The 12,433-nt window shown below is 74.8% G+C and carries 12 protein-coding genes; 3 read left to right on the plus strand and 9 right to left on the minus strand.

Features of this window, described 5'->3' with window-relative positions; all coding sequences use genetic code 11:
* Positions 1-40: 40 nt before the first annotated feature.
* Positions 41-697 carry a response regulator transcription factor gene (locus ACWC97_RS09820; protein WP_352273022.1) on the minus strand — a complete coding sequence of 219 codons (657 nt, stop codon included), beginning with the start codon at positions 695-697 and terminating at the stop codon, positions 41-43.
* The gene (locus ACWC97_RS09825) at positions 685-1,974 is read right to left on the minus strand and encodes a sensor histidine kinase (RefSeq protein ID WP_352273023.1); all 1,290 of its coding nucleotides are present in this window, start codon (positions 1,972-1,974) and stop codon (positions 685-687) included. The genes ACWC97_RS09820 and ACWC97_RS09825 overlap by 13 nt, the downstream gene beginning before the upstream one ends.
* Before the next feature lie 181 nt (positions 1,975-2,155).
* Here ACWC97_RS09825 and ACWC97_RS09830 point away from each other — a divergent pair, with 181 nt between their 5' ends.
* Both ACWC97_RS09830 and ACWC97_RS09835 read left to right on the plus strand, forming a co-directional pair.
* Positions 2,156-2,851, plus strand: coding sequence for an ABC transporter ATP-binding protein (locus tag ACWC97_RS09830; protein ID WP_450648800.1), 696 nt, complete (start codon positions 2,156-2,158; stop codon positions 2,849-2,851).
* On the plus strand, positions 2,848-5,463 hold the full coding sequence (locus ACWC97_RS09835; RefSeq protein ID WP_450648481.1) for an FtsX-like permease family protein: 2,616 nt from the start codon (positions 2,848-2,850) through the stop codon (positions 5,461-5,463). Before ACWC97_RS09830 ends, ACWC97_RS09835 begins: the two co-directional genes overlap by 4 nt.
* A 130-nt stretch (positions 5,464-5,593) precedes the next feature.
* On the opposite strand, the gene ACWC97_RS09840 is transcribed toward ACWC97_RS09835, so the two are convergent.
* Genes ACWC97_RS09840 through ACWC97_RS09850 form a run of 3 tightly spaced genes read right to left on the minus strand, consistent with a single transcriptional unit; the run spans position 5,594 to position 6,209 of the window.
* Positions 5,594-5,746, minus strand: coding sequence for a hypothetical protein (locus tag ACWC97_RS09840; protein ID WP_450648483.1), 153 nt, complete (start codon positions 5,744-5,746; stop codon positions 5,594-5,596).
* A gap of 39 nt (positions 5,747-5,785) precedes the next feature.
* Complete coding sequence (locus ACWC97_RS09845) at positions 5,786-5,995, minus strand: hypothetical protein (protein WP_450648485.1); 210 nt, start codon at positions 5,993-5,995, stop codon at positions 5,786-5,788.
* 4 nt (positions 5,996-5,999) lie between these two features.
* The gene (locus ACWC97_RS09850) at positions 6,000-6,209 is read right to left on the minus strand and encodes a hypothetical protein (protein ID WP_450648487.1); all 210 of its coding nucleotides are present in this window, start codon (positions 6,207-6,209) and stop codon (positions 6,000-6,002) included.
* 102 nt (positions 6,210-6,311) lie between these two features.
* Between ACWC97_RS09850 and ACWC97_RS09855 the strand changes: the two genes are divergently transcribed.
* The gene (locus ACWC97_RS09855) at positions 6,312-6,683 is read left to right on the plus strand and encodes a hypothetical protein (protein ID WP_450648489.1); all 372 of its coding nucleotides are present in this window, start codon (positions 6,312-6,314) and stop codon (positions 6,681-6,683) included.
* A gap of 79 nt (positions 6,684-6,762) precedes the next feature.
* Here ACWC97_RS09855 and ACWC97_RS09860 read toward each other — a convergent pair whose 3' ends face one another.
* From ACWC97_RS09860 to ACWC97_RS09875, 4 genes are all read right to left on the minus strand, one after another.
* On the minus strand, positions 6,763-7,695 hold the full coding sequence (locus ACWC97_RS09860) for a LysR family transcriptional regulator (RefSeq protein WP_352273029.1): 933 nt from the start codon (positions 7,693-7,695) through the stop codon (positions 6,763-6,765).
* Positions 7,696-7,742: 47 nt separating this feature from the next.
* Entirely contained in the window at positions 7,743-8,936 is a 1,194-nt protein-coding gene (locus ACWC97_RS09865) for a glycine C-acetyltransferase (RefSeq protein ID WP_352273030.1), read from the minus strand.
* A 38-nt stretch (positions 8,937-8,974) separates the two neighbouring features.
* Positions 8,975-10,003: an L-threonine 3-dehydrogenase gene (tdh, locus tag ACWC97_RS09870; RefSeq protein ID WP_450648491.1), complete on the minus strand. Its 1,029-nt coding sequence runs from the start codon at positions 10,001-10,003 to the stop codon at positions 8,975-8,977.
* Positions 10,004-10,291: 288 nt separating this feature from the next.
* Positions 10,292-12,427 (minus strand): bifunctional serine/threonine-protein kinase/ABC transporter substrate-binding protein, encoded by a 2,136-nt coding sequence (locus ACWC97_RS09875; protein ID WP_450648493.1) that lies wholly within the window; start codon positions 12,425-12,427, stop codon positions 10,292-10,294.
* Between the last annotated feature and the right edge of the window lie 6 nt (positions 12,428-12,433).

Below are 12,433 nucleotides of genomic sequence, written 5' to 3' on the forward strand. Positions count from 1 at the left end.
GGGCGGACGCGAGCGGACCGGGCCGCCGCCCGGCAGGCGCTCAGGCGCCCCTGCCTTCCAGGTAGGCGAGCACCGCCAGGACCCGGCGGTGCACCGTGCCGTCGTCGGGCTCCAGGCCGAGCTTGGCGAAGATCGAGCCGATGTGCTTGCTCACCGCCCGCTCCGTCACGACGAGTTCGGCGGCGATGGTGCCGTTCGCCTTGCCCTGGGCCATCAGCTCCAGCACCTCGCGTTCGCGCGGGGTGAGGCTGCGCAGCGGGGTGGCGGTCGATTTGCGGGTGAGGAGCTGGGTCACCACCTCGGGGTCGAGCGCGGTGCCCCCGGTCGCGACCCGGTCCAGGGCCTGGAGGAACTGGTCGACGCGGCCGATCCGGTCCTTCAGGAGGTAGCCGATGCCCTGGGCGCCCTGGGCGAGCAGTTCGGCGGCGTACGTCTCCTCGACGTACTGGGAGAGGACCAGGATCGGCAGTTCGGGCAGCTTCTCCCGGGCGGCGAGCGCGGCGCGCAGCCCCTCGTCGCGGAAGGTGGGCGGCAGCCGTACGTCGAGGACGGCGGCGTCCGGGCGGTGTTCCAGGAGGGCGGGCAGCACCTCGGGCCCGGTCGCGGCATCGGCCACCACCTCGTGGCCGGCACTCGTGAGCAGCAGGATCAGCCCCTCCCGCAGCAACGCGTTGTCCTCGGCGATCACGATCCGCACGGCAGCTCCACCTCGATCTCCGTCGGCCCCCCGACGGGGCTGCTGATGCGGGTGGTTCCGTCCAGGGCGGCGATCCGCCGCCGGATGCCGGCCAGCCCGCTGCCGGAACCGCCCAGGTGGGCGCCCCCGGTGGCGGGCCGCTCCGGTGTCGTGCCGTACCGTTCCGCCGCGCCGCCGCGCCCATTGTCGCCGATGGTCACGCGCAGGGTGCCGGGGGTGCGCCGCAGGCGCACGGTGGCGGCGGTCGCCCCGCTGTGCTTGCCGATGTTGGTGAGCGCCTCGGCGATGACGTAGTACGCGGCGGCCTCGATGGCGGCCGGGAGTCTGCGCCCGTCCTCGACCCCGTCCAGTTCGGCGGCGACCGGTACGCCCGCGTCGGCGGCCAGGGCCCGGACCGCGCCGCCCAGTCCCCGGTCGGTGAGGACCGGGGGGTGGATGCCGCGCACCACGTGGCGCAGTTCGGCGAGGGCGGCCTCCGCCCCGTCCTGCGCCTCGTCCAGCCGGACCCGGGCGGCGGCCGGGTCGTGGTCCAGGAGCTGCCGGGCCAGGCCGATGCGGAGGGACAGGGCGACGATCCGGGCCTGGGCGCCGTCGTGGAGGTCGCGTTCGATGCGGCGCAGTTCGGCGCCGTGCGCCTCGACCGCGCCCGCCCGGCTCTCGGTCAGCTGGGCGATCCGTTCGGCGAGCGCGCCCGACGGCGAGGTGGTCAGCAGCGACCGGGTCCAGCTCGCCGACAGGTCCGCGAGGACCCCGTGCCAGCGCAGCACCCAGCCGGTCCGCGGGGGCGGCGGGGTGCCGTACTCGTCGGCGCCCCGCCGGTCCAGCAGGTGCAGGACCGTCAGCCCTGCCCCGTCCACCAGCAGCCCCACCGGCCACAGCACCATCGCGAGATAGCCGAGGGCGTTGCCCATGAGGGCCTGGACGGGCAGCCAGAGGGCGTCGCGCCAGACGGTCGGGTCGGTGAGCACCCGCCGGACCCGTTCGGAGAGTTCGTCGCTGTCCAGCGGCGGATACGAGGTGGGGACGAACGCGAGGCCCAGCCGGGCCGCCGCCCGGCGCCGCTCCCACTCCGCGCACCGGCGCAGCACCTTGGCGGCCTCCGGCAGCGCGGGCAGCCCGATCAGCACGGCGGCGAAGATCATCACGGCCACCACCAGGAACGTCCCCACATAGGCGAGCAGCGCGACGCCGATCCCGATGCCCAGATAGCGCGAGGCGTCCCAGGAACGCCGGACGGCGGCGGCCAGCGGGGTGGCGGGGGAAGTGGCACTGCTCATGACATGCCAGGTTACGGGGGTCCGCGGTACGCCGGAGGGGTACCCGCTCCCCGGCCGTGGTGGAGCGGGCTGTACCCCCGTTCCGGGTATCCGCTCTCTCGTCCCACTCCGCCGCTGTTCCTAGCGTTGACGCAGGTCACAGGGTGTGCCGAGCGAAGGAGCCGGGGTAGTGGCGGAGACGATGACGGCGGTGCGGGGGGCCGCGCTGCGCCTGGAGGCGGTGAGCCGGCGCCATGGTGGGCCGGGCCGGGGGACGGTGGCGCTGGACGCGGTCAGCTGTGTGGTCCCGGCGGGGAGCTTCACCGCGGTGGTGGGCCCCTCGGGCTCGGGGAAGAGCACGTTCCTCCGGTGTGCGGCGGGGTTGGACCGGCCGACGTCGGGGACGGTGCGGATCGGGTCGACCGATCTCGGCCCGTTGTCGGAGGCGGCGCTGACCCGGTTCCGGCGGGACCGGATCGGGTTCGTCTTCCCATCGCACGCCCTGAATCTGGTGCCGTCGCTGAACGTCGAGGAGAACGTCGTGCTGCCGCTGGTGCTGGCGGGCGCCGGCCCGGCGGACGAGCGGGTGCTGGCCCGGGGACGGGAGCTGCTGGCCCGGGTCGGTCTGGCGGGGCGCGGCGGGCAGGACCCGGCGGCGTTCTCCGGCGGGGAGAAGCAACGGATCGCGGTGGCACGGGCGTTGGTGACCGCCCCCGAGGTGGTCTTCGCGGACGAGCCGACCGCCGCCCTGGACCCCGCGTCGGCGGAGCTGGTGCTCGGGCTGCTGGAGGACGCGGTGCGGATCGACGGCCGTACGGTCGTGATGGTCACCCATGACCCGGTGGCGGCGGCCCGGGCGGAGACCGTGCTGACCATGGACGGCGGCCGGCTGCGATGAGAGTGCGGGAGAAGGAGGCGGCCGGGGTTTCGGGGGCCGAGGCACGGGCCGGGATGCGGCGGGCCTCGGAGTTCCTCGCCCGGCGTTCGCTGGCGGCGCGGCGCCGGTCCTGGGCGCCGGTGTTCGCGGCGACGGCGGCGGCAGCCGCGCTGGTCGGCGCGTTCGCGCTGGTCGTGGGCGTACTGCTGGTGGTGGAGCCGCCGGTGGGACGGTACGCGGGGGCCGACGCGGTGGTGGTGGCCGAACAGCGGGTGACGTACACCGCGAAGCCGTGGGGCAGCGAGCCGAGGACGGTGACGACGTATCTGCCGGAACGGGTGCGGCTGGAGCGCTCCGTGGTCGCGCGGGCCGCCGCCACGCCCGGGGTGGCGCGGGCCGTCGCGGACGACACGGTCCCGGTGACGGCGGCCGGGTCGCGGGGCGCGGCCCCGGCACTCGGCCGTTCCTGGGCGGCCGCCGCGCTCGCCCCGTACCGGCTGACGGCGGGCCGCCCGCCCCGGTCGGACGCGGAGGTGGTCCTGGACGGGGCGCTGTCGGCGGCCACCGGGGGCCGGACCGGGGACCGGGTGACCCTCCAGACGGGCGGGGCGCCCCGAACGTACACCGTCAGCGGGATCGCCGACGGCGGCGGCCGGTCCGGGGGCTCCCCCGCCGCCTTCCTGACCGGACGCCACCTCACCGCCCTGGCCAGGCACCCGGGAACGGTCGACGCGGTCGGGGTGCTGGCGAGGCCTGGGGTGTCGTCGGACGCGTTGCGGGCGTCGCTGGAACGGGCCTGGGCGGGCCGGGACTCCGGCGCCCCGGCGGTCCGGGTGCTGACCGGTGCGGAGCGCGGGCGGGCCGGGCAGCCGGACGCGCTCGCCGCCCGGGACGAGCTGCTTCCGCTGCTCGCCTCGGTCACCGGGACGGTCTTCATGGTGGCGCTCCTGGTGATCGCCACCGCCATCGCCCAGGCGGTCCACCAGCGCTCCGGCGAACTGGCACTGCTGCGGGCGGTCGGGGCGACACCCCGTCAGCTGCGGTCGGCGGTGGGCCGCGAGGTGGGCCGGGTCGCCGTCGCGGCGGCGGTGGTGGGCGGTGTCGGGGCGATCCCGCTGGGGCTGTGGATGCGGTCGCTGCTGGCCACGGACGCACTGCCGTTGCCGGTGCCGTGGTGGCTGCCGCCGGTCGCGGCGGTGGTGGGCGGAGCGGTGGTCGCGCTCGCGGCCCGCCCGGTCGCGGTGCTCGCGGCCCGGTCCGGCACCTCGGCCCGGCCCGCCGCCGCGCCGGGTACGGCCGGGGCTTCGGAGCCGGGCGCGCCGGGGAAGGTCCGGACGGCCGCCGGGGCGGTGCTGGCGGTGTCGGGGCTGGGTGCGGCCGGGGCGGCCACGGCACAGGGCGGCCAGGCGGCCGCGGTGGCCGCCTCGGGGGCGGCGACCTCGCTGGTCGTCGCGGTGGCGCTGCTCGGGCCGTGGATCGCGCGCGGGGCGGTGCGGGTGGGCGGTCCGCCGGTGCGGTGGCTGGGCGGGGCGCCCGGGTTCCTGGCCGCGCGGTCGGCCGCGGCGCACCACCGTCGGCTGGGTGCGGCGCTCACCCCGATCGTGCTGGCCGTCGCGTTCGTCTGCGTCCAGCTGGCGGCGGGCGCGACGCTGGAACGGGCCGCCGACCGGCAGGCCGCCGCCGCGCTGCGGGCCGGTCTGGTGGTGACGAGCCCGGCCGCCGGGCTGCCGGACGGGGCGGTCCGGGCCGTATGCGAAACGCCGGGGGTGGTGGCGGCGACCGGGGTGCTGCGCTCCACCGTCGTCCTCGCCCATCAGGAACTGGGTGACCCGAAGATCGACCGGTTCCCGGTGCTCGGGGTGGCGGCGGACGGACTGTCCGGCACCCTCGACCCCGGGGTCGTCTCGGGCGACCTGGCGGACCTCACCGGCCGGGACACCGTGGCCGTCGGCACCGACCGGGCCGGGGACCTCGGCGTCGGCCCCGGCGACACCGTACGGCTCCGGCTCGGCGACGGCGCCCAGGTCCGGCTCCGGGTGGTGGCACTGTACGAACGGGCACTGGGGATCGGCGAGTTCCTGCTGCCGCGCGAGGCGCTGGCCGGCCATGTAGACGTCCCCCGCGACCGCTCGGTGCTGGTCCGCACGGCGGACGACACCCCCTCGGCCGCCACGGCCGCCGCGCTCCGGCGGGCGCTCGCCCCGTACACCGGGGTGACGGTCGGGACCGCGACCGCCGACGACGTCCGGATCGCCCCGCCGGTACCGGCCGGGGACGACGCGGTCACCGTGGTGGGGGTCTGGGTGATCGGCGGGTTCGCACTGTTCGCGGTGGTGAGCACGTTGTCCCTGATCACGGTGGGGCGCCGGGCCGAGCTCCGGCTGCTGCGGACCGCCGGGGCGGGGCGCGGACAGCTGCTCCGGACGCTGGTGCTGGAGACCGGGCTGGTGACGGTGGCCGGGCTGGTGGTCGGCACGGTGGTCGCGGCGGTCCCCCTGACAGCGTTCGCGGTGTCCGCGGCCGGTTCTCCCCCGTATCTGCCGCCGGCGGAGTACGGGCTGCTCGCCCTGGCCGTGACGGCCGCGGCGGCCGCGGGGACGCTCGGGCCCCTCCTGGTACGCCGACGGGGCTGAGGCGCGCCGTCCGGGGCGGCAACTCGACCGCCGTCGCAGCTCGCGGACGCACGACGGCGCCCGGCCCCGAACGGTTCGTTTCCGGGGTCGGGCGCCGTCGTGGCGACGATCGGAGCGGGTCGGCGTCCGATCAGACGACGCTGCCGGTCCAGTGCTTGACAGGCGCCTTCATCCCGGTACCGGTGCTGGTGAACAGCGAGGAGACCCGGCCGGTTCCGGAGGTGCCCCCGTCGTAGAAGATCGCGACATCGTCCCTGCCGTCCTTGTTGAAGTCCGCGTACACGACCGGGCTCTTCCCTGGCAGAGCGTGGACCTGCTGGACCTAGTCGACGATGTCGTCCAGACCTGTCTCCACAGCGCTGGAGCGCGTCTCGTCCGACCAGAGACAGCCGGCCTGCCACGACGCGCTGTGCACTGCGGCGAGTTCGACGCCGCCGTCCTTCTCGCGCGGCGCGGGGCCGCCGACGTCGCCCTCGCAGATGCTGCCGCCGTCCCGGTCGATGCCCACGGTGGTGGCGCCGACCTCCGTCACCGTGTCACGGGCCGGTGTGCAGCCGGTCGGACACCCAGATGTCCTCGCCGGATTCAGCGCCTTGTACAATGCCAAGGCCCATGTATGGGGGAGTTCTGATTTCGTGGGTTCCGTGGCCGGTATCGCTCTCACCATCGGCCTGGGGAGGTGTAGGCAGCCTGGCGGCCTCCCAGATGGTGCGCAACGTGGGGAAGGCCGCGATCAGGAGGTCCACGACACAGTTCCCTCTGTTTTGGGGCGGTTCACCGCATAACCGGCGACCGGCAGGGGGCGGCGATGACATCTCACCGCCTTTCCTATCAGTGAGGAAAAGCGAATGGCATTGCAGAATTCGCCGCTGTGGTGGCTCTTCTCGGCGGCCTGCGTCGCGATCTGGTTCGCTGTCGTACTTCCAGCCATGCCGACCAGGAACCACAGAATATTCGTCTCGCTCGGCCCACTGATAATATTCGCGGCGATCACGGGATACTGCGTTGAATTCGGTGAAGCCTTCACGGAAATTCTCCCCGTGTATTGCGGGCTGGTCCTCACGGTCCCCGTCGGGGTTCTGGGACACCGCAAGGCACTGCGCGACATGCTGAGCGATCCGGACGTGCCCTACGAAGAGGCGTCCGGCCCCTGGACCTTGCAGGGGACCGTCGCACTGGCGGTGTTTCTCGGGCTCTCCCTCTTCTATGTGAGCCGTTGACGCAGCCGGTTCGGTGAGTTGCCAGTCCCTCCGGGTCGAACGGGCCGACAAGATTCCGGGCACTCTGCCGCTGCCCGGCTCACGGCGACGCGGGCAGCGGCAGGGCCCCTTCCCGTACCGCGGCGGCGGCCAGGGCGTCGAGCACCGGGGCGATCAGCGGGTGGCCCGCCGCGCCCTGCCGTACCGCGGCGAAGACCCGGCGGGTCGGCGCGTTGCCCTCGACCGGGCGCACCACCACCCCGCCCAACTCCATCCCGAGCAGCGCGGAGCGCGGCACCAGGGCCACCCCGGCGCCCGCCCCGGCGAGCGCGACCACGGCCCGGAAGTCGTCCGAGGAGTGCTCCATCCTGGGCTGGAACCCGGCGAACTCGCAGGACAGGACCACCACGTCGTGACAGGGGTTGCCGGGGTACGGGCCGATCCAGGCGTCCTTCTCCAGGTCGGCGATGGCCACCTGGTCCCGGCCCGCCAGCGCGTGGCCGAGCGGCAGCACCGCGTCGAACGGCTCGGAGTAGAGCGGCACCCGGGTCAGCCGCCGGTCGTCGTCGCCGGGGGCGCCCCGGTACTCCACGGCCACCGCCACGTCGACCTGCCGGTCCAGGACCATCGGGACGCTCGCGTCGCCCTCCGCGTCCTGGACCCGGACCCGGATGCCGGGGGCGGTGCGGCCCAGCTCGGCGATGGCAGGGGCGAGGACGAGGCCGATGCCGGTGGCGAACGCGGCGACGGTGACCGTGCCGGCGTCCCCCGCGCTGTAGGCGGCCAGCTCCGCCTCGGCCCGCTCCAGCTGGGCGAGGACCGCGTTGGTGTGGGTGAGCAGGATCTCCCCGGCGGAGGTCAGCCGGGCGCCGCGCGCGCCCCGCTCGACCAGCCGGTGCCCGGTCTCCTGCTCCAGCGCGGCGAGCTGCTGGGAGACCGCGGAGGGGGTGAGGTAGAGCGCGGCGGCGGCCGCGGTCACCGTGCGGTGGTCGGCCACCGCACGGAGGACACGCAGCCGCCGTACATCGATCATGCACCCATTGTCCCAGGTCACGACGGATGCCCCGACCTGGACGGGGGCTACTCCCCCAGAGCGGCCCGCGCGTCGACGAAGGCGTCGACGGCCCGGTTCACGTCCTCGGTGGAGTGCGCCGCGGAGAGCTGGACGCGGATGCGGGCCGCGCCCTGCGGGACGACGGGGTACGAGAAGCCGATCACGTAGACCCCGCGCTCCAGGAGCAGTTCCGCCATCCGGCCCGCCTCAGCCGCGTCCCCGATCATGACTGGGGCGATGGCGTGGTCGCCGGGCAGGATGTCGAAGCCCTCGGCGGTCATCCGGGTGCGGAACAGCTCGGTGTTGGCGTTGAGCCGCTCGCGCAGGTCCCCGGCGCTCTCCAGCAGGTCGATGACCTTCAGCGAGGCCGCCGCGATGACCGGGGCGAGGGAGTTGGAGAAGAGGTACGGGCGGGAGCGCTGGCGCAGCAGGGCGACGATCTCGGCGCGGGCCGCGACGTAGCCGCCGGAGGCGCCGCCGAGCGCCTTGCCGAGGGTGCCGGTGATGATGTCGACCCGGTCCATCACGCCGTGCAGCTCGGGGGTGCCGCGGCCGCCGGGGCCGACGAAGCCCACGGCGTGCGAGTCGTCGACCATGACCATGGCGTCGTAGCGCTCGGCCAGATCGCAGATCTCGCGCAGCGGTGCGACGTATCCGTCCATGGAGAAGACGCCGTCGGTGACGACGAGCCGGCGGCGGGCGCCGGACGCCTCCTTGAGCTGGGTCTCCAGGTCGGCCATGTCACGGTTGGCGTAGCGGTACCGCTTGGCCTTGGAGAGGCGGATGCCGTCGATGATGGAGGCGTGGTTGAGGGCGTCGGAGATGACCGCGTCCTCCGGGCCGAGCAGGGTCTCGAAGACACCGCCGTTGGCGTCGAAGCAGGAGGAGTAGAGGATCGTGTCCTCCTGGCCGAGGAACGCGGAGAGGCGCTGCTCCAGCTCCTTGTGGACCTCCTGGGTGCCGCAGATGAAGCGGACCGAGGCCATGCCGTAGCCCCAGCGGTCCAGCGCCTCGTGGGCGGCGGCGATCACCTCGGGGTGGTCGGCTAGGCCCAGGTAGTTGTTGGCACAGAAGTTGAGCACCTCGCCGGGGCGGCCGCCCGCGGTGACGGCGACCGACGCGGACTGCGGGGTGCCGATGACGCGCTCGGGCTTGTGGAGACCGGCGGCCCGGATCTCGTCGAGGGTGGTGCGCAGGTCGTCGCGGACGGAGTCGAACATGAGGGGTGTCTCCCGGCTCGTGGGCTGGATACGGGTGGTCAGGAGGTCCAGTCGAGGATGACCTTGCCGCCGCGGCCGCTCGCCGCGTCGTCGAAGGCCGCCTCGAAGTCGCGGTAGCCGTACCGGCCGGTGATGACGGGGGCGAGGTCGAGGCCGCCCTCCAGCATGACGGACATGGCGTACCAGGTCTCGTACATCTCGCGGCCGTAGATGCCCTTGATGGTGATCATCGAGGTGACGATGCGGGACCAGTCGACGGCGAACTCCTCGGACGGCAGTCCCAGCATGGCGACCTTCCCGCCGTGCGTCAGGTTCGCGATCATGTCGCGCATCGCCTCGGGGCGGCCGGACATCTCCAGGCCGACGTCGAAGCCCTCGCGCAGTCCGAGCCGCTTCTGGCCGTCGGCGATGGTCTCCTCGGCGACGTTCAGGGCGAGGCTCACTCCGAGCTTGCGGGCCAGTTCGAGGCGGGCCTCGCTGACGTCGGTGATGACGACGTGGCGGGCGCCGGCGTGCCGGGCGACGGCGGCGGCCATGATGCCGATCGGTCCGGCGCCGGTGATCAGGACGTCCTCGCCGACCAGCGGGAAGGACAGCGCGGTGTGCACGGCGTTGCCGAACGGGTCGAAGATCGCGGCCACGTCGAGGTCGACGGGGGTGCGGTGCACCCAGACGTTGGACGCGGGCAGGGCGACGTACTCGGCGAAGGCGCCGTCCCGCCCGACGCCGAGGCCGAGCGTGGAGCGGCACAGGTGGCGGCGGCCGGCCAGGCAGTTGCGGCACTTGCCGCAGACGAGGTGGCCCTCGCCGCTGACCAGGTCGCCGACGGCGATGTCGACGACGTCCGCGCCGGTCGCGGCGACCTCGCCGACGAACTCGTGACCGAGGACGAGCGGGGTGCGGACGGCCTGCTGCGCCCAGCCGTCGTAGTTGCGGATGTGCAGGTCGGTTCCGCAGATGCCGGTGCGGAGCACCTTGATCAGTACGTCCGAGGGGCCGATCTCCGGCTCCGGCACGTCCATCAGCCAGAGTCCCGGCTCGGCCTTCTGCTTGACGAGTGCCTTCACGGCGGTGACTCCCTGTGCTGGTGCGGCGTTGAGCACCCCGGGCCGGGGGCATGCCTGAAGGAAGCCTGCGGCCCGGGGAAGACAATGGGGACGGGACACATGCGGCAGCGCGCGTCGATCGGCTGCCGCGCACCATCCTCGGCCGTCACGGAGAAATCTGCCGCACCCCGCGCCACAGGTCCATCGAGGTTTTCTTAAGCGCGCCCGAAGATCCGCTTCATGCCACGCGACCTCCACCCGTCCGGCCCATCCGGGTCCTCCTCGCCCTCGTCCGTCCGAACGGACCGCTCAGGCGTCGGCGAGGGGCGTACGGAGATAGCGGGCGCGGCCCTTCTCGATCCGGTGGAGGAAGAGGCCCGTCCGGTAGTCGACCGACCGGGTCGGGGCGAACTTCAGGGTGCGGCTGATGCCCTGGTGGGTGGTGAGGAAGAGGCGCTGGGTGATGCCCTCGCGCGGGACCCGGGTGGCGCTGGTGGTGCGGGCGGCGTCGGCGATCAGCCCGACCGCGTCGTACGCCTCGGCGGCCCAGGGGGCGGGGGCGGTGCCGAAGCGCTCGCGGTGGGCGGCGGTGAACGCCTTGGCCGCGGGCATCGCGGAGGGGTCGCTGTACGCCTCGGCGAACACCCAGCCCTCGGCGGCCTTCCCGGCCCCGTCGAGGAAGGCGGGCCCGAGGACCGGGCCGGTGGAGGCGCGGGCGCCGGTGAACCCCGCGGCGGCCAGGGCCACGGCGCAGCGGGCGCCCCGGGTGGGCGAGCTCCCGGCGAGGACCACGGTGTCCGCGCCCGCGTCGAGGACCGCGCGGGCCGCCGGGCCGAAGTCGTCGACGCCCCTCTTGACCTGGTGCACGGTCAACGCCGTGCTCCTGGGCGTGATCTCCGTGAGGATGCTTCCGATGGCCCAGGCGCCCGTGGGGTCGGCACCGTCCTCCACGACCACCATCCGCTTCGCCCGGCGGGTTCTGATCAGGTAGTCCGGGAGGCCGTTGGCCAGGCCGTCGTCCAGGACGCGGAGCAGGCAGAGGTTCCGGGTGGCGGTCGTGTCGACGGTGGTGGACCCGGCCGAGACGACGAGCTGGGCGAGGCCGGTGCGTTCGTAGCGCTGGACGACGGCCGCGTCGAGAACGTCGTGGGTGGGGCCGACGACGGCGAGCACGTCCGGGTCGGCGGCGATCCGGGCGGCGACGCGCAGCGCCCGGGTGGCGTCCCCGGCGTCGTCCTCGGTGCGCAGGGCCAAACGGAAGGGGGCGTCGGGGCGGGCGTTGTGGTCGTCGACGGCGAGCCTCATGCCGCGCTGGTGGGCGAGGCCGAGTGCCCGGCCGGGTCCGGTGAGGTCGGCGTGCAGGGCGACGGTGTGGGTGGGGACGGTACGAGGGGGTTTCCGGGCCCCGGTGCCGCGCCGTCGGTCCGCCGCCGTCCAGGCCGCGACCGTGCCACCCGCCAGCAGGACGGCCCCGGCCCCGGCGGTCAGCACGGTGCGCCGGGAGGGGCCGCGCGGGGCGGGTTCCCCGGCGGCGGTGGGCGGCTCGGGGGGCGGTTCCGGGGCGGGGATGTCGAGGGCTTCGGCCGAGCGGGCGGCGATCAGGGCGGAGAGGCCGGGCGGCGCCCAGGCGGCCGGGTCCTCGCCGGGCGGCGCGGCCAGCCGCCGGGCCGCTTCCCGGGCGGTGGGCCGGTCGGCCGGCTCCTTGGCGAGGCACGCCTCGACGAGCGGGCGCAGGGCGGGCGGCAGCCCGTCCAGGTCCGGTGGTTCGTGCACGGTGCGGAAGAGCACGGACGCGGCCCCGTCGTCCCCGAACGGGCGGCGCCCGGTCGCCGTGTACGCGAGGACGCAGCCCAGCGCGAAGAGGTCGCAGGCGGGTCCGGCCGGTCTCCCCGAAGCCTGTTCGGGGGCGAGGTAGCCGGGCGTGCCGATCAGCGCGTCCGGCTCGGTGAGGGTGGTGGCGCCCTCGTGCCGGGCGATGCCGAAGTCGATGAGCCGGGGCCCGTCCAGTGTGAGGAGCACATTGGCGGGTTTCACGTCGCGGTGGACGAGCCCGGCCGTGTGGACCGCGTCGAGCGCTTCGGCGAGCCGGGCCCCGAGCGCCCGTACCGTCGCGGGTGGGAGGCGGCCCTCGGCGGCGACGGCCTCGGCGAGCGAGGGGCCGGGCACGAACACGGTGGTGAGCCAGGGCTCGTGGGCCTCCGTGTCGGCGTCCGTCACCGGCACCGCCCAGCGGCCGTCGACCCGGCGGGCGGCCTCGGCCTCGCGCCGGAACCGGGCCCGGAAGCCGGGGTCGGCGGCGTGCTCGGCCCGGATCACCTTGACGGCGACGAGCTGCCCGCCGCCCGTGCGGGCCAGGTAGACGACGCCCATGCCGCCGGCGCCGAGCCGGGCCAGGAGCCGGTTGCCGCCGATGCTCCGGGGGTCTTCGGGGAGGAGCGGTCGCATGCCGGA

It is taken from the genome of Streptomyces sp. NPDC001108, assembly GCF_053598535.1.